The sequence below is a fragment of the Laedolimicola ammoniilytica genome, from assembly GCF_025567165.1.
Taxonomy (GTDB): Bacteria; Bacillota; Clostridia; order Lachnospirales; family Lachnospiraceae; genus Laedolimicola; species Laedolimicola ammoniilytica.
Window position 1 is genome coordinate 68,219 of the sequence record NZ_JAOQKC010000006.1, and the last position, 21,777, is coordinate 89,995.

22 protein-coding genes are annotated in these 21,777 nt (G+C 52.9%); all 22 read right to left on the minus strand.

Annotation, left to right across the window (positions count from 1 at the left end):
- Window positions 1–53 precede the first annotated feature (53 nt).
- The 22 genes from OCV63_RS05960 to OCV63_RS06065 all read right to left on the minus strand — a co-directional run bounded on the left by OCV63_RS05960 (window position 54) and on the right by OCV63_RS06065 (window position 21,777).
- On the minus strand, window positions 54–887 hold the full coding sequence (locus tag OCV63_RS05960; protein WP_158362732.1) for an aldo/keto reductase: 834 nt from the start codon (window positions 885–887) through the stop codon (window positions 54–56).
- The gene (gene xylB / locus OCV63_RS05965; protein WP_158362734.1) at window positions 874–2,385 is read right to left on the minus strand and encodes a xylulokinase; all 1,512 of its coding nucleotides are present in this window, start codon (window positions 2,383–2,385) and stop codon (window positions 874–876) included. Before xylB ends, OCV63_RS05960 begins: the two co-directional genes overlap by 14 nt.
- A 1-nt stretch (window position 2,386) precedes the next feature.
- The gene (gene deoC / locus OCV63_RS05970; RefSeq protein ID WP_158362736.1) at window positions 2,387–3,088 is read right to left on the minus strand and encodes a deoxyribose-phosphate aldolase; all 702 of its coding nucleotides are present in this window, start codon (window positions 3,086–3,088) and stop codon (window positions 2,387–2,389) included.
- Between the two features lie 266 nt (window positions 3,089–3,354).
- Window positions 3,355–4,626: a phosphoribosylamine--glycine ligase gene (gene purD, locus OCV63_RS05975; protein ID WP_158362738.1), complete on the minus strand. Its 1,272-nt coding sequence runs from the start codon at window positions 4,624–4,626 to the stop codon at window positions 3,355–3,357.
- 3 nt (window positions 4,627–4,629) lie between these two features.
- Window positions 4,630–5,223, minus strand: coding sequence for a phosphoribosylglycinamide formyltransferase (gene purN, locus OCV63_RS05980; protein ID WP_158362740.1), 594 nt, complete (start codon window positions 5,221–5,223; stop codon window positions 4,630–4,632).
- Window positions 5,217–6,242 (minus strand): phosphoribosylformylglycinamidine cyclo-ligase, encoded by a 1,026-nt coding sequence (purM, locus tag OCV63_RS05985; protein WP_158362742.1) that lies wholly within the window; start codon window positions 6,240–6,242, stop codon window positions 5,217–5,219. The genes purN and purM overlap by 7 nt, the downstream gene beginning before the upstream one ends.
- A gap of 131 nt (window positions 6,243–6,373) precedes the next feature.
- The gene (purE, locus tag OCV63_RS05990; protein WP_158362744.1) at window positions 6,374–6,874 is read right to left on the minus strand and encodes a 5-(carboxyamino)imidazole ribonucleotide mutase; all 501 of its coding nucleotides are present in this window, start codon (window positions 6,872–6,874) and stop codon (window positions 6,374–6,376) included.
- Between the two features lie 206 nt (window positions 6,875–7,080).
- Complete coding sequence (locus tag OCV63_RS05995; protein WP_158362746.1) at window positions 7,081–9,126, minus strand: aminopeptidase; 2,046 nt, start codon at window positions 9,124–9,126, stop codon at window positions 7,081–7,083.
- Window positions 9,127–9,256: 130 nt separating this feature from the next.
- Window positions 9,257–9,568, minus strand: coding sequence for a DUF6142 family protein (locus tag OCV63_RS06000; protein ID WP_158362748.1), 312 nt, complete (start codon window positions 9,566–9,568; stop codon window positions 9,257–9,259).
- Complete coding sequence (locus OCV63_RS06005; RefSeq protein ID WP_158362750.1) at window positions 9,549–10,022, minus strand: VanZ family protein; 474 nt, start codon at window positions 10,020–10,022, stop codon at window positions 9,549–9,551. Before OCV63_RS06005 ends, OCV63_RS06000 begins: the two co-directional genes overlap by 20 nt.
- An 18-nt stretch (window positions 10,023–10,040) precedes the next feature.
- A complete protein-coding gene (locus OCV63_RS06010; protein WP_262670664.1) occupies window positions 10,041–10,193 on the minus strand; it encodes a hypothetical protein in 153 nt (50 codons plus the stop codon).
- Between the two features lie 13 nt (window positions 10,194–10,206).
- Complete coding sequence (gene pyrE, locus OCV63_RS06015; protein WP_158362752.1) at window positions 10,207–10,887, minus strand: orotate phosphoribosyltransferase; 681 nt, start codon at window positions 10,885–10,887, stop codon at window positions 10,207–10,209.
- A 74-nt stretch (window positions 10,888–10,961) separates the two neighbouring features.
- Entirely contained in the window at window positions 10,962–11,453 is a 492-nt protein-coding gene (locus OCV63_RS06020) for a prepilin peptidase (RefSeq protein WP_262670665.1), read from the minus strand.
- A gap of 79 nt (window positions 11,454–11,532) precedes the next feature.
- Entirely contained in the window at window positions 11,533–12,441 is a 909-nt protein-coding gene (locus OCV63_RS06025; RefSeq protein WP_158362756.1) for a dihydroorotate dehydrogenase, read from the minus strand.
- Window positions 12,442–12,458: 17 nt separating this feature from the next.
- Window positions 12,459–13,229 carry a dihydroorotate dehydrogenase electron transfer subunit gene (locus OCV63_RS06030; protein WP_158362758.1) on the minus strand — a complete coding sequence of 257 codons (771 nt, stop codon included), beginning with the start codon at window positions 13,227–13,229 and terminating at the stop codon, window positions 12,459–12,461.
- Between the two features lie 9 nt (window positions 13,230–13,238).
- On the minus strand, window positions 13,239–14,168 hold the full coding sequence (gene pyrF / locus OCV63_RS06035) for an orotidine-5'-phosphate decarboxylase (RefSeq protein ID WP_158362760.1): 930 nt from the start codon (window positions 14,166–14,168) through the stop codon (window positions 13,239–13,241).
- A 127-nt stretch (window positions 14,169–14,295) separates the two neighbouring features.
- Window positions 14,296–15,531, minus strand: a complete 1,236-nt coding sequence (hflX, locus tag OCV63_RS06040) for a GTPase HflX (RefSeq protein ID WP_158362762.1) — start codon at window positions 15,529–15,531, stop codon at window positions 14,296–14,298.
- A gap of 26 nt (window positions 15,532–15,557) precedes the next feature.
- The gene (locus OCV63_RS06045) at window positions 15,558–16,478 is read right to left on the minus strand and encodes a glycosyltransferase family 2 protein (protein WP_158362764.1); all 921 of its coding nucleotides are present in this window, start codon (window positions 16,476–16,478) and stop codon (window positions 15,558–15,560) included.
- Window positions 16,479–16,543: 65 nt separating this feature from the next.
- Window positions 16,544–17,758, minus strand: a complete 1,215-nt coding sequence (locus OCV63_RS06050; RefSeq protein ID WP_262670666.1) for an LCP family protein — start codon at window positions 17,756–17,758, stop codon at window positions 16,544–16,546.
- A 27-nt stretch (window positions 17,759–17,785) separates the two neighbouring features.
- Complete coding sequence (locus OCV63_RS06055; RefSeq protein WP_158362768.1) at window positions 17,786–19,195, minus strand: undecaprenyl-phosphate glucose phosphotransferase; 1,410 nt, start codon at window positions 19,193–19,195, stop codon at window positions 17,786–17,788.
- Window positions 19,196–19,346: 151 nt separating this feature from the next.
- Window positions 19,347–20,309: a glycosyltransferase family 2 protein gene (locus OCV63_RS06060; RefSeq protein WP_158362770.1), complete on the minus strand. Its 963-nt coding sequence runs from the start codon at window positions 20,307–20,309 to the stop codon at window positions 19,347–19,349.
- Window positions 20,299–21,777, minus strand: coding sequence for a glycosyltransferase family 2 protein (locus OCV63_RS06065; protein WP_158362772.1), 1,479 nt, complete (start codon window positions 21,775–21,777; stop codon window positions 20,299–20,301). The genes OCV63_RS06060 and OCV63_RS06065 overlap by 11 nt, the downstream gene beginning before the upstream one ends.

Genomic DNA, 21,777 nt, shown 5'->3' on the forward strand with positions numbered 1-21,777 from the left:
AATCACAAATTAGATTTTGCGGCGCCCCTTCTTTCAATCCTTTCCAGCTTCCGTTAAAACGGAACTTTATCCGGATCATTTCCGTCAGCAAAGCCTTCCAAAACATCAAGCTTTCTCATATCTTCTTCTGCAATTTCAAAATTCTCAACCTCCAGATTCGCCCGCATTCTATCTTCATTCACGGATTTTGACAGCGGCAGGAAGCCATGCTGCAGATTCCATTTAATGCAAATCTGTGCCGGTGTTTTTCCATAGTGCTCTGCCATCTCGGAAAGCTCCTTCGAATTCAATAATTTTCCATTTCCCAGAGGACTGTACGCTTCCAGCAGGATCTGATGCTCTCGGCACAGAGAGACGATATCTGCCTGAACCATTCCCGGATGGAGCTCCAATTGGTTTACCATAGGAATTACCTCTGCATCTAAAAGCGGCGTCAGGTGATTTCTTCGGAAATTCGACACGCCAATCGCCCTTACTTTCCCCGACTTATACAGATCGGTCAGAGCTTCCCAGGTTTCTCTGTTTAACGCTTCCCAGCAACGATACTGATTCGGAGACGCAGGCCAGTGGATCAAATATAAATCCAGATAATCAGTCTGTAAATCTTTTAATGTTTTTTCAAACGCTCTAATTGTCCGTCCATATCCGCGATCGCTATTCCAAACTTTTCCGGTCAGAAAGAGCTCTTCCCTCGCAATCCCTGAATTCTTAATACCGTTTCCCACGCTCTCCTCATTTCCGTATACCATTGCAGCATCGATATGATGATATCCCAGTCTGATCGCTGTTTCAACGGCCTTTTCACAGGTTTCCCCATCCGGCGTTTTCCAGGTTCCGTATCCGATTTCCGGGATGCTGACTCCATTTCTTAATTCATAATTTTTCATACGCGTGTTCTACTCCTTTCATTGCTTCATACACTTCATTAAACCTTGTTTTTGCCGCATGATATTCTTTTCGATGCTGTAAATCCGGCTGCTGTATATATTTTATTTTCTGAAATCGTTCTATGGCAGAAAAATCCTTAAAAATTCCTGCTCCAACTCCTGCATTTACCGCTGCTCCCATGGCTCCGGCCTCATCCAGAAGCTCCGGAACGATGATTCGGGTCTCCCATACATCTGCCATGATTTTCCGCCAGATTTCTCCTTTTGCCCCACCTCCCAGCACGGTTATTTCCTCTATGTGCATCTGTGTCTTCAGGATATCCAAAATGAGCGAAAGATTATAGATCACACCTTCCACTGCACTTCTAATCATGTCATTTCTTGTGGTATCTGCCTGGATCCCATAAAAACAGCCTTTGGCGTCCGGATCCCACCTGGGCGCCCTCTCCCCCAGCAGATAAGGAAGAAAGGTTACTCCTCCCGCGCCCGGACTGCTTTTTTCTGCTTCCCGATTCATCTCTTCATAAACAGAGCCTTGCCCTTCCTTTTTTTCGGGATTCAGGAAACCCTTAAGCCAGCTGTAGGAACCGCCTGCGTACTGCATGGTTCCGTTCGGGGCATATAAACCGGGAACCATATGTGCCCAGGTTACGGTACGCATCTGGGGATCCAGAAGCGGCTGTTCGCTGGTGGTTGTAATCCATGCGGATGTTCCCATACAGCAAAATGTCTTTCCACTGCTGACCGATCCAGCTCCCACATTCGTAGCCACTCCGTCTCCCGCGCCTATGATTACCGCTGTTTCCTTTGTAAGCCCGGTCTGCCGCGCCGCTTCTTCTGTGATTTTTCCCGCACAAAACGTGGACGGCTTCACATCCGGCAACTTACTTCGGTCGATTCCCGATAATTTCAGAAGCTCCTCTGACCAATCCAGCCTTTTTAAATCGAAAAAACCACAGCCATTTGCATCCGAATAATCCGTACAAAATACTCCCGTTAATTTTTGCACCATAAAATCCTTTGCATTCAACATCTTATACGTATTCCGGTATACTTCAGGCTCATGCTTTTTCACCCACATCAGCTTCTGGATGCCGTAAGACGCCGTATTCCGATGCCCCGTTATCTGATAATATTCCCACTGACTGATTGCTTTTTCGATTTCCTCCGCTTCCTGCTGCGCTCTCTGATCGGCCCAGATAATGGATGGACGAAGCGGTTTTCCTTCCCTGTCCACACACAGGCAGCCCATCATCTGGCCGCTGAAGCTGACTGCCCGGATTCGTTCCGGCTGAATGCCCGTACGCGCCAGAAGCTTTCTGGTCGAAGCACAAAATGCGCTCCACCAATCTTCTGCGTCCTGCTCCGCCCAGTTTCCGTTATAGTAGTGAACCGGATAGCTTTCTATTTCAGAATCCACCAGTTCTCCTTCCGTTGTAAAAAGAGTGGCTTTATCTCCGGATGTTCCCAAATCATGTGCCAGCAGATACTCTTTCATTCTAGTTCTCCTTTTTTCGCTCCGCATCAAATTCTTCTAAAATTTTCAGCGTACTGCTTGTTCCTATCCGTTCTGCGCCGGCATCCAGCATCATTTTGCAGTCCGCCCAGGAACGGATTCCGCCTGCGGCCTTTACCTTTATCTCATCACCAACGGTTTGTTTCATTAATTTTACCGCTTCTACAGTTGCTCCGCCCGGACCAAATCCCGTGCTTGTTTTTACAAAATCCGGCTTTACCTCTTTCGCAATTTTTGCTATCTGGATAATTTCCTCTTCTGTGAGATAGCAGATTTCGAAAATTACTTTTGAAATAACCCCTGCACTTCTGCATACCCCTACAATTGCTTCCATTTCTTTCCGGATATAATTGTAATTTCCGTTTTTTACTTCTCCCACATTTAATACGTAATCAATTTCATCTGCGCCATTTTTGATAGCTTCCTGTGTTTCATGCACTTTTTCTTCTATGGTAGTCTGTCCCAATGGGAATGATATGGCAGCCCCCACATGAATATCTGTTCCCTCAAGCAGCTTATGGCACAATGCAGTCGGACCTGAATTAATTGCCACCATCGCGCAATGATTCTCTTTTGCCTCGTCGCAAAGCTTTCTGAATGCCGCCTCATCTGCATATGCTTTTAAATTTGAATGATCAAACGTGCGGCACAGCTCTTCCCTTGTAATAGTTTCTCCCGTATACATGTCTTCTCCTTTTCTTGCATTGTTATTATGTTACTACATAGTAATATAGCATACTCACACTAAAATAGCAAGTAAAAAAGAATGTGCCATTGGCACATTCTCGCGCCGAGGCGCGGTTGCTTCAGCAACCATCTACCGCTGCGCCGAGTGCGCATCTTTGCAAGCTCTGCTTGCTTTCATGGAATAGGGAATTCTATCGGAATTTCCTATTCCATTAAAAGGACGGGAGTTTTTCCGCTCCCGTCTTTATCATGCTTATCCTGTTCTTATGCCTCGTCGATGGCCTTTCCGATATCGCTTCTGCAGAAGGCCTTTTCAAAGCTTACCAGCTTCACTGCCTCATAGGCGTTGGCACGTGCCGTCTTCAGATCCGGACCTACCGCCGTAACGCCCAGGACTCTGCCGCCGTTTGTCACAATCTGTCCGTCTACCTGCTTAGTTCCCGCATGGAACACATAGTAGCCGTCCTTATTCTTGAAGTTCTCCAGTCCGTGAATGGGGAAGCCCTTCTCATAGGATACCGGATAACCGCCGGAAGCCAGCACCACGCAGACTGCCGCGTTGTCCTCGAATTCCAGCTCGATCTGATCCAGGGTGCCGTCCACACAGGCCTCGAACACATCCACAATATCCGTCTTCATCCGGGGCAGGACTACCTGGGTCTCCGGGTCACCGAACCGCGCGTTGTACTCCAGTACCCGGGGGCCCTTCGGGGTCAGCATCAGGCCGAAGAAAATGACGCCCTTAAATTCTCTGCCCTCCGCAGCCATGGCGTCCACGGTCTTCTGGTAAATATGCTCCCTGCAGAACTGGTCTACCTCTTCTGTATAGAAGGGGCTGGGTGAAAAGGTTCCCATACCGCCTGTATTCAGCCCCTGATCCCCGTCCAGGGCACGCTTGTGATCCTGGGCAGAGGTCATGCATTTGATGGTCTTGCCGTCCACGAAGCTTAAGACGGAAACCTCCCGACCGGTCATAAATTCCTCGATGACCATCTGATTGCCTGCGGAGCCGAACTGCTTGTCCAGCATAATCGTCCGCACGCCTTCCTTTGCTTCTTCCAGATTATTACATATCAGAACGCCTTTTCCCAGAGCCAGCCCGTCTGCCTTCAGGACAATGGGGAATTCCGCTGTCTCCAGATAGGCAAGCGCCTTTTCCGGATCGTCGAAATTCTCATAAGCCGCGGTAGGAATCCCGTATTTCTTCATCAGATCCTTGGAGAAGGCCTTGGATCCCTCCAGAATCGCCGCATTGGCCCGGGGTCCGAAGATACGTAAGCCCTCTTTTTCAAAGACGTCCACGATGCCGCCCACCAGCGGATCGTCCATGCCGACTACGGTTAAATCAATCTGCTGCTCCTTTGCGAAGGCAGCCAGCTTTTCAAATTCCATGGCTCCGATGGGAACGCACTCCGCGTACTCCGCGATACCCGCGTTGCCCGGCGCGCAATATATTTTATCAGCTTTCGGGCTCTGGGCGATTTTCCAGCAAAGAGCATGCTCACGTCCGCCTGAACCAACGACTAAAATCTTCATAGGTTATGCCTCCTTATTGGCGAGCATGTCAATAGCCTTCGGCAGCAGAATCCACTCTGCCTCCTCCATGACACGCCGCTGCAGAATCTCCGGTGTATCTCCTTCTTTTACCTCCACGGCCTTCTGTAAAAGGATGGGGCCTGTGTCGGTTCCCTCGTCTACGATATGTACGGTGGCTCCCGTCACCTTTACGCCCCGCTTCAAGGCCTCCTCATGCACCTTCAGTCCATAGAAGCCGGTGCCGCAGAAGGACGGGATCAGGGACGGATGAATGTTGATGATACGTCCCTCGTAGGCACGGATGATTTCCTTCGGAATCACCACCAGACAGCCTGCCAGAACTACCAGATCCGCGCCGCAGTCCTGCAAAGCCTTCAGAAGCGCCGCGTTAAAGGCCTCTGTGCTGCCGCATTCCTTCCGGGAAATGCAGACTGCGGGAATTCCATGCTTCTTCGCCCGCTCCAGAGCGTAAGCCTTCGGATTGTTGCTGATGACGGATACGATCTCTGCATTCCGGATCCTTCCCGCGTCTACCGCGTCCAGGATCGCCTGCAGGTTCGTGCCGCCGCCGGATACCAGAACTGCGACTTTTAGCATAAGGTCACTCCCTTTTCACCTGCTTCGATCTGACCCAGGATGTACGGCGTCTCGCCTGCCGCGCGGACTGCGGCTACGCACTTGTCCACGTCTGCCGGATCTACAGCCATAACCATACCGATACCCATGTTGAAGGTATTGTACATCATCTGCTCCTCGATGCGGCCATCCTCACGCAGCATATGGAAGATTGCCGGAATCTCATAGCTGTCCTTCTTAATCACGGCACGCACGCCCTCCGGCAGCATACGCGGAACATTCTCGTAGAAACCGCCGCCTGTGATGTGGCTGCAGCCCTTGATGGTCACGCCTGCTTCCTTTACGGTGCGCAGAGCCTTCACGTAAATCTTGGTCGGCTCGATCAGCGCCTCGCCCAGGGTTCTGCCCAGGCTCTCAAAATATGTATTCAGGTACTCCTCCTTCATGGTAAATACCTTTCTTACCAGAGAGAAGCCGTTGCTGTGTACGCCGGAGGAAGCCATACCCACCAGTACGTCGCCCGGTTTGATGGATGCGCCTGTGATCAGATCCTTCTGATCTACCACGCCTACAGCAAAGCCGGCCAGGTCATACTCGTCTACCGGATAGAAGCCCGGCATCTCAGCGGTCTCGCCGCCGATGAGCGCTGCTTTAGACTGACGGCAGCCCTCTGCCACGCCGCTTACGATGGTAGCGATTTTCTCCGGGATATTCTTTCCGCATGCGATATAGTCCAGGAAGAACAGCGGCTCGCCGCCTGCGCAGGCAATGTCGTTTACACACATGGCAACGCAGTCAATCCCTACGGTATCATGCTTATTCATCAGGAACGCCAGCTTCAGCTTGGTTCCTACGCCGTCGGTTCCGGATACCAGCGTGGGCTTCTCCATGTTCTTGAATGCTTCCATGGAAAACGCGCCGGAAAATCCGCCGATACCGGTCAGTACCTCGGGACGCATGGTCCGCTTAATATGCTCCTTCATCAGTTCTACAGACTTGTAACCCGCTTCAATATCTACACCTGCGTTCTTATAATCCATTTTATTATCCTCCTAGTATGAGCACTTGGCGAGGTGTTTTCGAGCCTAGTGCGAATCTACACCTGGACACTTAATGAATGCAAGCGGCACGCGCCGCATGAATTTAGTGACCATGGTGGGGCCTACAGTTTTTAATAATTCTTGTATCCTACCTCTTTCAGCCGCGCGTCCTTCTTCTCTACCTGATTTTTCAGATCCTCGGAATAAGCTTTCAGTCTCGCCAGCAGCTCCGGATCGGAAGTCGCCAGAATCTTCGCTGCCAGAAGACCTGCGTTGACGCCGCCGTTAATCGCTACGGTTGCAACCGGAATTCCGGAAGGCATCTGTACGATGGAATACAGGGAATCTCTTCCGCCCAGGGATGTGGTGTGCATGGGAATACCGATAACCGGCATGGGGAAAATCGCCGCGCACATACCCGGAAGATGAGCTGCCATACCGGCGCCTGCGATGATGACCTTGAAGCCCTTCTCCTCCGCGCTCTTCGCGTACTCAAAAAATACATCCGGCTCCCGGTGCGCGGAGATGATCGTCATCTCAAACTCCACTCCAAGCTGCTCCAGCACATCCGCTGCCTTCTTCATGATCGGCATATCGGAATCGCTGCCCATCACAATACCAACCTTAGCCATAACTCTGAACCTCCTTCGTTCTTCTGTTCAGAATCAGGAAATAATTTCCCGACTGAACTCTGCTTTGTTTTCAATAAGTATTGATTAGTCTTTCTTATAAATAGCTTATTTTACTTTTGTTTTACTTATAAATCCAGTTTACAGGGTATCACACACTCTGTCAACACCTAAACCCTACAAAATTTTGTGAATCAAACTCTTATTTTCTACCTTTCATCAAAGGGCCGGTTCAGCTCCTCCGTTCCCGGCAGCACAAACCGTCCGCCTGCAATGAGAGGAATCCGGCTTCCGTCCGGCCTTACCACCTCAATCCGATCCAGCTCGTCATAGGGAATCGTAATGTCCGTATGGCAGTTGAAATACGCCTGGGACACGTCGGTTTTCCGAAGCAGGGAGCACTCATTATCCCGGGCAATGATTTCCTTGCCGTCCGGATTGTATACCGGATTGTCCTCGGCCCAGGAATAGCAGGTGTCGCCCACGGCGAAATGGGGACCCATTTTCTCGGCAATCAAAATCGGCAACTTCGCCCCGATGTCGTACTGCTTCGCCACCATATAAGCTGTGGTATTCGTACCGATAGCGAACTCGCCCAGAGGCAGGGTCTCATGGTTGAACAGGACATTTGCCCGGATAAACTGCTTATTCTCCGCCTCATCCGCAAAGTTCCGGCAGGTATAAGCTGTGATTTTACCATCCTCAAAGGTGAGCTCCAGATCCGCGTACCGGAATTCATTCAGATACACCTGGCTCACATGAAGAGTTCCGTGGGTTCCCTGAAGCTTCGGGGAGGTAAACACCTCTCCCACCGGAATATTTACATCCGCCACACAGTTTTCGAAGATAGTCTCCTTCTCCCGGTCCGCTGGCTGCCACAGCTGTACATACATCTCTGTACGGTTCTCTCCCGCGCCCTTGATATAGACAGCTTCGCCCTCGTCCAGAGCGTCGATCAGCTTCTGCTGGATGCCCTGATAGAGATGATAGTCCAGGTTATTGATTTTCACGATTTCCCGGAAAATCTCTTCGTAGTTGCCGCCAATCTCCGGAATGGGCCAGGCAATAATCGTAAAGCTGCGCTCGTCGCCGGGGATATAATGGTTCACCATCTGACCAGTCTCGCTGTTATAGGACACCATCAGAGCCTGCTGCTTCTCATCGAAATGCAGGGCCGTCTGACAGGTCTCTGGCATAAACGGATGCTCGCCGAAAATCTCCATCACCGCCGGTCCCGCGTGGACAGCCGCCAGCTCCTGATATTCCTCGTAAGCGCTGTGGAGCACGCTTAAGCGGCGCTCGTTCAGCTTCTTATCCAGATACAGGGCCATGTCCTCTTTGTGGTCAAATTCATACTGTCTGGACGGCTTCGTGCTTCCGTAACCCGGATTGCCCTGGGGCCGCCGGTTGATGCTGTGACTGGCCTCCCGGTAAATGACGCTTCGAAGACCCATTTTCTCAAACTGGCTGATGGCTGCCTTTACCACCCGTTCAAAGCCCAGGGAATAACGGATGTTCACCGTCTTCTTTTTGCTCAGGTCGATGCCTGCAGCCACGAAGCCCATCCGGTAGCCTTCGGTAAAAGTGGAGGCCATGGCGTCGATCTCACTCTGGGACAGTCCCGCCAGGAAATGGCTCACGCCCAGCTCATTTTCTGTAATATACTCGCCGAAGCGGTACAGATAGCGCGGATCACTGAGATCGGAGCCGCAGATAATCTTCTCCGCAAAATCAAGCGATGGATCCAGCTGCTCCCGAATCCGGTCGGGAATGAAAATGTCGCAGTAGTCGCTCATATGCCAGTAGATGATTTCCTTCAGGCTTTCGACAGAGGGCGTCTCCTCCTCAAAAGCATTGTAAAGCTCGATAAACAGCTCCGCAGTGACGGTCATATCCGTAAGTCGGCCCTCCACTGCCCAGATAAGCATGCCCCGCAGCTCCGTGTATACAAAACTCAGAATCTGGCCGTAGCCCCCGCCAAGCTCTGCCACTGCCTTCGCCGGGTTCGCGTAGCTCTCTTTGTACGCCCCGCCTGCCACGTCCCCGTAGAGACGGCGATTCTGCTCCTGAAGCTCTGCAAGGCTCATGCGCTCCGGTTTCCCCGCTTCCACGTCCGCCCGGTAAGCATCCATTTCCAACAGGAAGTCCGCCATCTTCTCAAAATACGCGTAAAATGGAGCCGACACGGTCTTTTCCTGCTTCATCGCCCGTATCCGCTCCATCGCAAGCTCATAACGCTCTTTGATTTCTTCCATCGAAAAGTGCCTCCTTATATATCGTGGGATTTCCATCCCACTTTTATGCTCATACCGTTGCGGGTACCAAAGTCTTCCATCCACTCATGAGCAAGCTCATGTGGATTCCGACCTTTGTACCCTGGTATCGCTACATCCCAATCACGCATACGACCGCCCACAGAATGAACAGCAGGCCGTCCAGCACCACGCCCACCTGGGAGGAGATCATGTAGACATCCTCCTCCTGAAAGCCCCGGATCGCCAGGACGAAGCCTGCGGCGCTGGCCATCATGGCAAATATGCCCAAAAGCCCCACGACGCTTCCGGCCTGTCCCGCCATCCGGAAAGCCAGTGACAGGGAGACTGCTGTCAGAATCAGCGCCACCCCGCCGCAGGCCACCGAAAGAAGACCCTGCTTCGTATGCTTTTTATCGGTAAATTTATAACTTCTTCTCGCCATTTTTCTTTCTCCAGATATGCCAGAACACCACAAACATCAGGTAGCCGATGGCTCCCCCGATGGTGTTCAACAAAAGATCATCCACGTCGAAGCAGCCTACCCGTAAGATAAGCTGAAAGGTCTCTGCCAGAAGACTCGCCAGAAACGCCAGAATGATCGTGCGCTCCGGCCTTTGCATGGACGGGAATAAGAGCGGTACGGCGAAACCCAGAGGAATCCCCATGGCCACATTTCCCCAGATATTAATCAGCACCGCCGCTGTCCCCAGCACGTCCCGGTGCATCAGAAATCGCTTAATTTCCCGAAACAGAACCAGATTATACCGATAATCCGGACTGACATCGGTTCTACCGTAAGCCTCGGAAAAAAACATAAAATAGATCAGGCACGCCAGATATATCATCAGCAGCGCCCGTCCTATTCTCCTCAGTCTGTCTCTGGAATCTTTTTTCATGCTGCCCGTCTGTCCACCTTAAAACATCAAGTCTGATTTATTTTTCAGCAATCTGGCACCGTTTACGATGCAGAGAATGCCGGTCACGATACCGGTCACCAGCGCGATAATTCCCAGGACGATGGAGCCGGCCCCTGTCTGTGTCATGGTCTTATACGCTTTTTCGTTCATACCCTACGCCTCCTTATTTTGCTCCGTACTGCTCATAGTATGCGTCGATAGCCGCTTTTAATGTATCGTCAATCAGGACTCTGCCCTGGCAGGGACGATTATAGAGGTGCTCTACCACATCTGCCATGGTAACAATGGCGTTGGTCTCAAAACCGTACAGATCCTTCACCTCATCCAGCGCGCATTTTACGCCGCCTTTTCCGACCTCCATACGGTCCAGGGATACCATCAGGCCCACGATCTCCACGTCAGCCGCGCCCTTTACCTTCGGCACGGTCTCCTCCATGGACTTGCCAGAGGTGGTCACATCCTCAATCATAACCACACGGTCGCCGTCCTTCAGGCTGCTTCCCAGGAAGCTTCCCTTATCCGCTCCGTGATCCTTTTCTTCCTTCCGGTCAGAGCAGTAACGAACCTCCTTGCCGTACAGATCGCTGTAGGCGATAGCCGTCACCACACTCAGGGGAATGCCCTTGTAAGCCGGTCCGAACAGTACGTCGAAATCGTCGCCGTATCTGTCGTGGATGGCATGGGCGTAATACTGTCCCAGTCTCTTCAACTGTGATCCGGTCACGTAGGCGCCCGCGTTCATGAAAAACGGGGACTTTCTGCCGCTCTTTAATGTAAATTCACCGAACTTCAAAACGTCGGATTCTACCATAAATTTAATAAATTCCTGCTTGTATGCTTCCATTTTATCTGAACCTCCTGTATTAAGCCATATTTCTTTTATCTTAGCATAAAGTACGCTGCTTCGCAATCCGGCAATTAAAAATTCAGATACCGGGCCGCTATCCGGTCTCCCCACAGAGCCGCCAGGCCAAGGCCAAAGGCCAGAAACGGTCCCAGGGCAAACTGATCTGTCTTTTTCAGGCGCTTTGTGGCCAGCATAAAGGCCGCATAGACGCCCCCGGTCAGCAGACCGAAGAGCATGGCGCAGACAATGGCGTCCATACCCAGGAAAAAGCCGGATGCCGCCATCAGCTTTATGTCTCCGCCCCCAAAGGCTCCCGGTACAGCCAAGGTCAGAAGCAGCATGGGAACTGACACAAGCAGCATACCCGTAAGCCGTTCCCCAAGTCCATGCTCCGGAACCAGAAACAGCTGCGCCATTCCCAGTAATAAAATGAATATGTGAAACCGGTTAGGAATGATCCGGGTACGCCAGTCAATCAGAGCCACCGCCAGTAAGATTCCAAGATAACAAAGGACTACCGCGTTTTCCAGAGATATCAAATGCAAAAAGTTCTCTAAACTCATCCGGCTTTTCATCCTCCTTATTGCAGAGCCGCTTCCCGCTTATACAAAAAGCACTGGAAGCATCCAGTGCTTTTCAATACTATTTGACGGCTCCAACAAGCTCGTTGATGTCGGATACCTGATATTTTTTCATATAGGCCAGGATACCCTCTGCCGTCTCCTTTGCCGCATAGGGATTGGCAAAATTGGCAGTTCCTACCGATACGGCCGTTGCGCCTGCCAGGATAAACTCCATGGCGTCGTCGCCATTGGTAATGCCGCCCATGCCGATGATGGGAAGCTTCACGGCATTTGCCACCTGATATACCATCCGCACTGCCACAGGCTTCACAGCCGGACCGGACATACCTCCGGTCTTGTTGGCAATGGCAAAGGTACGGCGGTTGATATCGATCTTCATTCCGGTCAGGGTATTGATAAGGGACAGTACGTCCGCCCCTCCCGCCTCCGCTGCCCGCGCCATCTCCGTGATGTCGGTCACGTTGGGACTCAGCTTCATGATAACCGGCTTCTTCGCGTACTTCTTTACTTCCTTTGTGATGGCCTCCAGGGCCTCCGGCTTCTGGCCGAAGGCGATGCCGCCCTCCTTCACATTGGGACAGGAGACATTGATCTCCAGCATATCCACGTCCGCGTCGGACAGGCGTTCCACCGCGTCGCAGTAATCCTCGGTGGTCTTGCCACAGACATTGACGATGATCTTCGTATCGTATTTCTTAAGCTTCGGCAGATCCCGCTCCAGAAATACGTCCAGACCCGGATTCTGAAGTCCGATGGCGTTCAGCATGCCGCTCTTCGTTTCCGCGATACGCGGGGTGGGATTGCCGGGCCAGGGCACATTGGCCACGCCCTTGGTTACTACGGCTCCCAGCTCGCCCAGGTCGTAAAATTCTCCGTATTCGCCGGCGGATCCGAAGGTTCCGGAGGCTGTCATCACCGGATTCTTAAGCTCGACTCCGGCCAGATTTACACTTGTCTTGTATTCCATAGCTCTTCTTCCTCCGGTTACAGTTCGATTTCGTCAGCCGCAAAGACCGGACCGTCCTTGCAGATGCGCTTATTTTTCACGTTCGTGTGGGCGTCCACATCCTTGGACTTGCAGACGCAGGCCAGACAGGCTCCGATGCCGCAGGCCATCCGCTCCTCCAGGGACAGATAACAGTCGATGCCCTGCTCTTCGGCGTAAGCCTTCAGGGCCCGTAGCATGGGGCCGGGGCCGCAGGCAAAGATGGCGTCTGCGTGGAGATCGTTCTCTTTGATGGCGTCCAGCACATTGCCTCTGGTTCCGGCGCTGCCGTCCTCTGTAGCTACCACAAGCTTCGCATGGCGGGACAGCTCGTCCTTCAGGAACAGATCCCCGCCCCGGTAACCGGATACCACGATCTTCTCGCCGGGAAGCTGCTTTGACAGCTCCACCATGGGCGGTACGCCGATGCCGCCTCCGATGAGGAATACTTTTTTATAGCCCTTGTCCAGAGGGAAGCCATTTCCCAGGGGGCCGATGAGGCGTAAGGTCTCTCCCGCGCCGTAGCCGGAAAACTCTGCGGTTCCGGCTCCTGCCTTCCGGTATACCAGACGCAGGGTTTTATTCTCTTTATCAATCTCACAGATACTGATGGGCCGGGGCAGAAGCCGGGACTCATCGTGGCAGTAGACGGACACAAACTGACCGGGTCTTGCCTCCTCTGCGATATGCTCTGTCTGAAGCCACAGGCTGTAGACGCCCGGGGCAATCTCACGCTGCTCTTTGATAAGCGCTGTTTCCTGATATTTCATAGCCTTCTCCTATCGTGCGTTCAGTGCGCCGCTGATGTCGGCTACCATGTCTTCCACCGCCGCGCGGGAAGCGTCGCCGAAGTTTTCCGCGCCGAATTTTGCGTACTTCTCCTGCTTGTATGCGGCAATGATGCCTCTGGAGGAGTTGACAATGGCTCCCAGACCGTCCTCGTTAAAGAAGTTCACCAGATCCTTGCCCTTGCCGCCCTGCGCGCCGTAGCCCGGCACCAGAATAAAGGTCTTCGGCATGAGCTTTCTCAGCACTGCGCCCATCTCCGGATAGGTAGCGCCGACCACTGCGCCGATGTAGCTGTAACCGGACCCGCCCATGTGATCCTCGCCCCACTCGGCTACCTTCTCGCCCACCAGCTCGTAGAGCGGACGGCCGTTTACCAGCTGATCCTGGAACTCGCCGCTGGATGGATTGGAGGTTTTTACCAGGATAAACAGACCCTTATTTTCCTCTTTACATACCTCGATGAAGGGCTTCACGCCGTCGCTGCCCAGGTACGGGTTCACGGTGGCGAAATCCTCGTCGAAGGGAACGTAGCACTTGCTGCCCACCTGTACCTTGCCCAGATGACCTACCGCATAGGCTGCGGAGGTGGAGCCGATGTCGCCGCGCTTGATGTCGCCGATGACTACCAGGTCTTTGGATTTGCAGTAATCGATGGTCTTCTTATATGCCTTCAGGCCCTCGATACCGAACTGCTCATACATGGCGATCTGAGGCTTTACCGCCGGAATCAGGTCGTAGGTCTTGTCCACGATCTCCTTGTTGAACTGCCAGATGGCCTCTGCTGCTCCCTCCAGGGTCTCGCCGTACTCCGCGAACGCCTTTTTCTGGATATGTTCGGGAATATAGTTCAGCATCGGGTCCAGTCCCACCACGATGGGTGCTCCGGTCTTCTGAATCTTTGCAATCAGCTTGTTAATCATCTTCGTTCTCCTTCGTCTTATAGAGTTTTTTAGTTTCCCTGTGGGCTTGCGTATCTGTCGCAGACCCATTTGAGAAAATTATATAATAATTTTTTCCGGATTGCAACTGCGAGGGAGTTGCCATCCCTTAATAATTGCGCGGCATCCAGGCCCGGATGAAAATGCCGTCCTCGCGATACTCTTCTTCCAGCACCTGTCCTATTTTGCGAATCCGCTGAATATCCCCCGCCTGTGCGTAGGGAAACAGCTTTTCCACCTGCACCCTGCTGTTCCGAAGCTGCTCCTCCAGGACCTCCAGAAGTTCTTCAAGGCCCTTCCCGGTTCCGGCGGAAATGCCGATGGTACGCACCGCATTCGCATCCTTCGGAAGCTCGCTGTCCGCTGCCAGATCCCGCTTGTTAAATAATGTGATCACTGGCTTGCCTGCGATACCCAGCCGATCCAGGGTCTCATAGACCGCCTCCATCTGGGCGTCCATCTGCGGATTCACGCTGTCCACTACGTGAAGAATATAGTCGGCATAGCGGGCCTCCTCCAACGTACTCTTGAAGGCCTCCACCAGATGGTGGGGCAATTTCCGGATAAAGCCGACTGTGTCCGTCAAAAGAATGGACTGTCCACTGGGGAGCTCCATTCTTCGGGTGGTGGGATCCAGGGTCGCGAATAACTTATCTTCCGCCAAGATGCCCGCTCCGGTGAGCGCATTCAATAAGGTAGACTTGCCTGCATTTGTGTAGCCCACGATGGCCGCCACCGGAACTGCCTCATTCAGGCGCTTCTTTCTTGCCGTATCCCGGTGAATCTGCATCTCTTTTAATTCCCGGTTCAGGCGGGCAATACGGCTCTTGATAAGTCTCCGGTCAGTCTCCAGTTTTTTCTCGCCGGGACCTCTGGTACCGATACCGCCGCCCAGTCTGGACATGGCGATGCCCTTTCCGGTAAGTCTCGCCAGACGATAGCGAAGCTGGGCCAGCTCCACCTGAAGTTTTCCCTCACTGGTGGTGGCGTGCTGGGCGAAGATATCCAGGATAACCAGGGTCCGGTCCATGACCTTCAGATCCAGCTCCTGCTCCAGGCCACGCAGCTGGGCCGGGGTCAGCTCATCGTCGCAGATGACGCCGTCCGCGTGCAATTCTGCCGCCAGCTCCCGGACCTCGTCGATCTTACCGCTGCCGATATAGGTGCCCGGATGCATGCTTTCCCGGTTCTGGATGACCCGGCCTACGGCCTCCGCCCCTGCGGTGTCAGCCAGCTCTGCCAGCTCATCCAGGGATTCCTCCACATTTTCATTTTCCCGGGTGCAGACGCCGATGAGAATAACCCGCTCCCGGGCCGCTTCTTTATTTTCGTATAGTTCTGCCAAAATCTGTCCTCCTGCTGATACACGCTTTATTTCCAGTAAGCCCGGTTCATGGTGCAGCCCAGCACCAGCCACCGGGGCAGCTTCCGATAACGCTTACCCATCCTGTAACCCAGGAACTTCCAGCCGCTCTGCCACACCAGCGTCACGATGAGCCAGGGCTTCCCGATCTGCAGACAATGGGCTGCGGTTTTCTTCACCAGCCGGATGCCCTCTCCCTCGGAGGCCACGCCGTCGAAGATCTCCGGGTGATCGGCCTGGGATACGGCCAGATCGAAGTTCCGGTGGAATTGCTCGATACCGCTGTAATTGTGGGAATGGATGACCCGGGCATCCGCCGCGTAGGCGATGGCGTAACCGGCCTTAATAAGCCCGCCCGCATAAATCATATCCTCGTTGAAAATGGTTTTTTTGATAAAGCCTCCCAGGTTTACATAAGTCTCCCGTTCGTACAGGGCGCACACATTGGAGCAGAAGAAAGTCTTAATGCCCAGTTCCGGAAGATCCGCCGCCGTCTTTACCCGGCTTTCCTCCGGATAGTTAAAGACCCGGGTAAAGCGCTCCAGCTCCCTGCAGTCCGGTCTCGCCAGTTGTCTTGCGTAAGCCGCCCTGATCCGGGGCTCCGTAAAGGCCGCCGCCAGACGCTCTACCAGATATTCATCCGCCGGAATGGCGTCCTGGGTCAGAAACAGCAGGTAGTCTGCGTCAGACAGCCGCGCGCCGGCGTCCCGGGTGCCGCCGTGGTCAAATTCGTTTTTGTCCAGTTCATGGAGCTCTGCCTTTGGGCAATCCGCCAGCAGAGCCTGCACGTCCGTCTCCGTCCGGGTGTTCATCACAATGATTCTGCGCACCGGCCGGGTCTGCCGGGACAGCCGCTTTAAAAGCTCCCGGAATTCCGCCCCCGGGCGATAAGCCGGGATAACGACGTCGATGATAGTCTGTTCGTTCATAGGTTTCCCCCTCTGAAAAAATGGACGAGGCTGATTTCCCCGTCCATCTCGTTTGTCCTGTGTAATTACTCGGTTGACTTGGCCGTCACGCCTGTATCGGAAATGATCTTTTCGTTGATCTTCAGAACCGTCGGCGACGGATAGTAATCCTCCTCATTGAAGAGGAACTTGTGCAGCTCGGTGACGTTCAGTTCCAGATCTGCAGGCACAACCATATCCTGCTTGTTGATCTTCTTATTTTCGATATAGGTCGGGAAGCCGCCGCTCTCGCCCAGATCGTAGGACATCATATTGGCTGCCATTCCGATCATAGTGGTCTTCGGAATATTCGTAGATACCAGCGGGAAGACGTCGTCCACGATCTTATTGATGGTGCCCAGCCCCGCTCCCTTGGCCTTCTCTACGATCTTGCTGATGACCATTCTCTGGCGTTCGGTACGCTTAAAGTCGCTGCCCGCCGTATAACGGATCCGGCAGTAGGCCGTCGCCTGCAGACCGTCCAGGGTCTGTAAGCCCGGTCCCTCCAGGAAGGGACTGTAGTGATCGAGGTAAGCCTCGGAAATCTCCGTGGTCTCATACATGTAGGCGTTGACATACTCCCACTCGTCGTCCTGCACGTCAATCTCGATGCCGCCCAGTGCGTCGATGGTCTTGATCAGAGCCACGAAGTCCACGCTCACATAGTACTGGATGTTCAGATCCAGGTTGGTGTTCAGCATTTCCATGGCCTGCTTGGGTCCGCCGCTCTTATAGGCCGCGTTACATTTGCCGTAGGTGTCGTCCGCCCGGTTCAAATAGGTATCGCGGTATACGGACATAAGCTTAACCTCTTTGGTCTCGTTGTTGATGCTGGCGATGATCATGGTGTCGCTTCGGTTGCCTGCGCCCAGCTCGCCAATCTTACGGGTATCGATACCGAAGAGAGCGATATTGGTGTAGCCCTTCAGCAGTTTGGCAGTATCAGCGTCCATATCCTCGTTGACGTCTACCTCGCCGACGTCCTCGCTCTGGAGCTTGTCAAGCTTCCCCAGTCCCCAGACGCCCACGCCCAGAATCAGAATCAGGAATATTTCCAGAACCAGGATTCCAATCATCCGTTTTTTCCGTTTCGCCCTTTTGCGCTTCCTTGAGATTTTGCGCCTCTCCTCTGCCGTATAAGCATTTCTGCTGCCATGAGAATCATGTGCGCTGTGTGTGCTGCGGGATCCGTGACTGCCTCTTTTCCGCGTACTGTACTCCTCGTCCCGTCCTCTCGCATTTCTGCCTCTTTTATCTGCCATACGTGAAATCCTTTCTTGCATTGACGCTTAGTAGGCGTTCTTATTGATAAAGCCCTTAAAAATCGTCAAAAATAAGATTTTTATATCAAACCCCAGCGTCCAGTTCTCGATATAATAGAGATCGTACTCAATCCGCTTGCGGATCGAAGTATTGCCCCGGTACCCGTTGATCTGGGCCCAGCCGGTCATACCCGGACGCACCTGGTGTTTAATCATATAACGGGGAATTTCCTCCCGGAACTTCTCCACGAAGAAGGGCCGCTCCGGACGGGGGCCCACCAGACTCATGTCCCCTTTTAAGATATTGAAGAGCTGCGGCAGCTCGTCGATGCTGGTCTTGCGGATAATCTTGCCCACCCTGGTGACCCGGGGGTCATTGGGCACAGTCCAGGCGCCCCGCTCCTTCCTGGGAGACTGGACATCCATGGAACGGAACTTGTACATCTTAAAGTTCCGGTTGTGAAGCCCCACACGCTCCTGGGCATAAATCAGCGGCCCCGGAGAGGTCAGCTTAATGGCGATGGCCGTCACCAGCATAATCGGTGAGAAAATGATGATGGCGCAGACTGCCCCTACCAGATCCACACTTCGTTTTACAAATGCGTTAAATGTATTGGTCAGGGGCACATGGCGGATATTAACCACCGGAAGCCCCATCAAATCCTCGGTATACGGGCGGGTCGGGATGATATTATTGTAATCCGGAATGAATTTTGTATGCACGCCGGACTTCTCACAGACCGCCACGATGTGTTCCAGCTTGGAATATTCGCTTAAGCCCAGAGTAATGGCGATCTCGTCAGGTTTGGCCCGATCCAGCACCTCTTCAATTTCCTCGGTACGGCCGAACACCTGCACGCCCCGGTACTTCATGCCCTGCTCCACATTGTCGTCCAGAATGCCCATGATCTCATAGCCCCATTCCGGATTGGCCTTGATGCGGTCGATGTACTCCTCTGCCGCGCGGCTGTAGCCCACTAGAATCATGTGCTTCTGGTTGAAGCCCTTTTTCCGGAGCTGATGCAGGGCCAGACGGATGACATTGCGGGCCATAGCCTCCAGCACGATATTGATGATATAGAAATACACCAGCATCCGCCGGGAGTAGTTATTCGTGAACTCTGTATTCCAGCGCAGGAAAAACATGGCCATCATAAAGAGACCCAGACCTATGGTATTGGCCTGCACGATCTTCTCCAGTTCCACGCGCTTTCTCCGGACGCTCTTGGTGGTATACATGCCAAAAGCCGCGTAAAGCGCCAGATATCCCGGCACCAGCGGAATCAGAATCAGCATATAATCTTTGAATACAAAGCCGGATATATTATCCAGCACTTTAAACTGTATCGTCCACGCCAGCAGATAGGCTGCCGCAACCACCAGTGCATCCACCACCACATGAAGCCGGTTGAAATGCTGCTGATTATCTTTTATCACTACTTCTCACCCACAAACCTTTTTCTGTAATGATTCAGTACCTTCATAATTACAGAAATTCGCAGATTCATGAAAATTCGCTTCGCGAATGGAATCTGCTCACGCCTGAATCATGTTCTTACGGCTTCAGCAGCAAATGCTTCAGCCTGTACTAAACGATTACTTTTCTCACTATATTGCGCCACAATTCTAACTGAATTCTGACATATGCCGGAAAATGCTTCCACTTGAAAGGAACCTTTTTCCCCCTGTCACAGGTACGGATTCCTGTCAGAATTCCCCGGGCATAGATGCCGCCCAGTCCCTTCTTACAGAAAAATAACTGCTTTGCCCCGAAGCCGATGAGAAAGAACGGCAGATTCAGCATCCGCTGAAAAAGGGGCATATTTTTGTAAATAATCCATATATTATTCCGTGAACTTAAAGTCACCTTGAATTCATTGTAACGGGAACCGGATGTTCCGCTGCCTGCGTGAAGAACCTTTGCCTGCGGGGCATAGAGGTTCTGATATCCATAGATACGGGCCCGCCAGCCGATGTCGATATCCTCCAGATAGGCGAAATGGGCCTCGTCGAAGTATCCGATCTCCTCAAAGACCGCTTTCCGGTAAATGGCCGCTCCCGCACAGGCCGCAAAGACCCGGTCCTGCTCTTCATAGTATATGGAGGAACGGTCCTTTCCTCTCGCGAATGCCCAGCCCAGCGCACAGTAAAAATTTCCAGCGTCGTCCAGCTTCTCCGGGTGATGAAGCTGAATCAGCTTGGCCTGGGCCGAAAATACCTTTTCATCGTCCTGAAGCGCTTCTGCCAGTGCGTCGGTGAAGCCCGGCTCCACCTCTGTATCGTTGTTCAGCAGAATCACATAGGGCCGTGTGGCCGCTTTGATACCCTCATTGACTGCCCGGGCAAAGCCATAGTTCTGATCCATGGCCAGAATGCACACTTCCGGGAAATGCTCTCTCGTATATTCCAGACTGCCGTCCTTCGACGCATTGTCCACCACGATGAGCTCCGCCTCCGGCGCGTCCGCCAGCACGGACGTAAGACAGGCTTCCATAAAAGCCATTCCATTGTAATTGGGTATCACAATGGATACCTGACTGTCAGCCTTCATACATCACCGCCCAGGGTTCATAATAGATATGGTAACCGCTCGCCGTAAGGTTCGCTGCCAGTTCTTCCACTGACACTCCGCCACTCTCCGGCACACACGCCTTCCATACATCCGTCCGCACCAGAAAACAGTCCGTGGGTGTCTCCAGCTCCTGCTGCAGGGTCGCCCGGTGATTGTACCCGGTGTAGCCGGCCTTCAGACCCTTCATCCCGTCAGAGAAGGGATCCTGCACGCCCCGCATCCGGATATCCGAAGTCAGTCTCTTTCCTGCATCGTAGACCCGCGCGCAGGCCAGTCCCGCATCGGGTCGGTCACAGCAGGCCTTCAGCGTCTCGAAAAACTGCTTCTGTACCCGTATCCGGTTCTTCTCCGGATTCTGAACATGCACAAAAAGCATATAACGTTCTTTCCCAAAAATTGTTACGGAAATATTACATGCCTTATCATAATATACAACTTTTACCTCTGTTTGTCCATCGAATTTTTTTAAAGAATTCTTTAAGATGGCAGGGCTTCCCGGATAACAGACCCGATAGAAGCCATAATTCTCTGTATCCTGCACCTGACCGCTGCGTCCGGTGCGGCCAAGATGGGCCGCCACCGCCCGCTTTCCGGCCTCGTAGGCATAGAGCTTGCTCTCCGGGTTCGTGGCCGTGGAAGCCTCGTGGCTGCGCCAGGAATAGAGCACCTTCGACACATGGAGCACCCGATCCGCCTTTTCCGTACAGCGGAAGATAAAATCATGATCCTGGGCCCCGTCGAACTCCTCCCGGAATCCGCCCACCTCCAGGGCAATCCTGCGCCGTACCACAAAGAAGTGGCAGATATAATTGTTGCTCCGCAGATATTCCTGATTATAATCGGGCTTGAAATGAGGCTGAAAATGACGGGTCAGTTCCATATTTACCTTATCCTCATCCGTATAGACCGCATCCGCCCCGCCGTTCTCGTTGAGTGCCCGCAGGATCTCAAAAAGGGCCCCCGGAAGCAGCAGATCGTCATGATCCAAAAGGCCCACATAATCTCCGGACGCCAGTGTCAGCGCCGCGTTTGTATTGTCAGAAATTCCCAGATTCTCAGCCAGATGCCGGTACCGGATCCGTCCATCCTGCTCTTCATATTCCCGCACCACCCGTTCGACCTTATCGGAAGGACTTCCATCCGCGATGCACAATTCCAGCTTCCCATAGCTCTGGGACAGCACGGATTCGATCATCTGCCGCAGAAAGGTCTCCGGCGTCTCATAGGCCGGCACAAGGATGCTGATACAGGGTTCATACGGAAAACGTGTCTCCTTCTGTCGCCGCTCTGTCTCCCCATCCGGGAGCTGCGCCGCCAGCCACGCGTCGTACCCTTCCTCTGCCTGATTTCTTCTTTTTCGTTCGATTACCTTACAGTAAAGCCGGGCGAGCCCGTACTTTCGGATATACCGCAGTCCGCGCCCGCCAAGCTGAATCAGTTTCTTCAT